The organism is Bacillus sp. JJ1764 (genome assembly GCF_036962145.1).
Classification (GTDB): domain Bacteria; phylum Bacillota; class Bacilli; order Bacillales; family Cytobacillaceae; genus Neobacillus.
In genome coordinates this window covers 1-1,796 of the sequence record NZ_JBALNY010000268.1, presented here as the reverse complement: position 1 = coordinate 1,796, position 1,796 = coordinate 1, and the positions used below count along the sequence as shown (strand labels likewise).

Below are 1,796 nucleotides of genomic sequence, written 5' to 3'. Positions count from 1 at the left end.
TGAGAAATTAGGCTTTTTCATTACTCCATATAAGCACCCTATTGCGGAAGACCGTGCCGTACAAAGTTTGATAATGATTTATATTTCCGATCGATAGGTTTTTCCTAATTGTTCGCCTAAACCAAAGTAGTGTCGAAAATTATATATCAGTGGACTCCATTTACTTGGGTCAATATGATTTTCTCCGATGATGATTTCTTTATGAGCATGTACGTGTATAGATTGTGTCTCAACAATTGCAAATTCAGGGGAATATTCAGGAATTCGAATGTGTTTCACCTTTGCTTCAATTTGAATTGGACATTCTTGAATCCGAGTTGGTTTTACCGATTTAGACTCAACTGGAGTAAATCCACTAATATCATACTTTTCTTTTTTATAGATAAATCCGATCTGTTTCTTGTTATCCGGAACTGGATTTTTCCCTGTAATTGGAGCCAATCGCTCAACATTCTCCCATAAAGAAGGACTTGGAATATTTATTACACATTCCGGATATTGTTTTAAATTCTCAATAGCTTTTCCGCCAAGGCCAAGGCCCAATATTATATAATCACCCAATGCCCATGATGACGATATAGGACTAATATTTACTGTTTCATCCTCATTAAGAGTACTCAGTAAAATGACTGGGGTTCCGTAGTATAGTATTTTAGGTTTAATAATTTCAGTGTTAAAAACTTGAGATACTGTATCCATTCTGATTTCCTCCTATTTTGTCTTCTCATTTTATTGTAGATCATAATTACTTCGACTATAATCGAAATATGGATTACATTAGGAGATGGTTAAATGAATGCAATTCCAAATATAGCAGTTGTCGCTTCTATTGTTAGCGAAGCTTCTCGTGCAGCAATATTAACAGTCTTATTAGATGGTCGATACCATCCCGCAAGTGAATTAGCATATATGGCAGGTATCAAACCTCAAACAGCTAGTTTCCATTTGCTAAAATGGTCGATGCTAATGTACTCACTGTTGAGAAACAGGGGAGACACCGATACTATGGAATTCGGAATCAGGAAGTTGCTCAGATTATGGAGTCACTATTATCAATAGCGCCACCAATTAAAATTAAGTCGTTTAATCAAGCTTCGGAAGATAAAGCAATACGTTTTGCAAGAACGTGCTACGATCACCTTGCGGGGAATTTGGGAGTGCAATTAACAGATTCTTTAATAAAAATGAGTGTTATTTGTGAAGAAAAGGATGGCTTTACTGTTACTGAAAAAGGAGAAGAATTCTTTAAGTCCTTCCAAATTAACCTTGAAAATGTTAAGAAAAAACGCCGTTCATTCTCCCACAAATGTTTAGATTGGAGTGAAAGACGTCACCACCTAGCTGGAGCATTAGGAAATGCCCTGCTAGAAAGGCTATTAGAGTTAAACTGGGTGCAACGTTTCCCTAAAACACGAGCCATAAAAATCACCACCGAAGGTAAACAGGGTTTCAAAAAAACTTTTTTTATTGAAGTTTGATACAACAAATTTACTTTTAATAGTGAAAGCCGCATTCCTCTTAAAAAATGCGGCTGTTTAAAAATTAGATGTTTAAGTTCAGATTCCATTGGATAATTTTTTTTCTTGGACATTTCGATATAACCCTTCGACATCATCCCCCCTACCAAAATTTGAAATATTCATTCCATTGCAAAAGTTCTGCAAAAAACATCATAAATGAAGTTGAATACAATATTAGTTGCCTTATATTGTTTTTTTCTTTTGTTTGTTTAAAAACTATAAAACCTAATGGAATCGAAATTAACCAAATAATTATGCCCCACATTGAAAATAAAT

Annotated in this window: 1 protein-coding gene and 1 pseudogene; one reads left to right on the top strand and one right to left on the bottom strand. The window is 34.7% G+C overall.

All coding sequences use genetic code 11. From position 1 onward, the window contains the following. Positions 1–78: 78 nt before the first annotated feature. Positions 79–699, bottom strand: a complete 621-nt coding sequence (locus V7083_RS23675; protein WP_335482671.1) for a flavin reductase family protein — start codon at positions 697–699, stop codon at positions 79–81. Between the two features lie 93 nt (positions 700–792). Here V7083_RS23675 and V7083_RS23670 point away from each other — a divergent pair. Continuing rightward, positions 793–1,478, top strand: a pseudogene (locus V7083_RS23670) (ArsR/SmtB family transcription factor). Positions 1,479–1,796 lie beyond the last annotated feature (318 nt).

Coding starts and splice junctions, on each gene's coding strand:
- V7083_RS23675 (WP_335482671.1), bottom strand. CDS start 699: ATGGATACAGTATCTCAAGTTTTTAACACTGAAATTATTAAACCTAAA.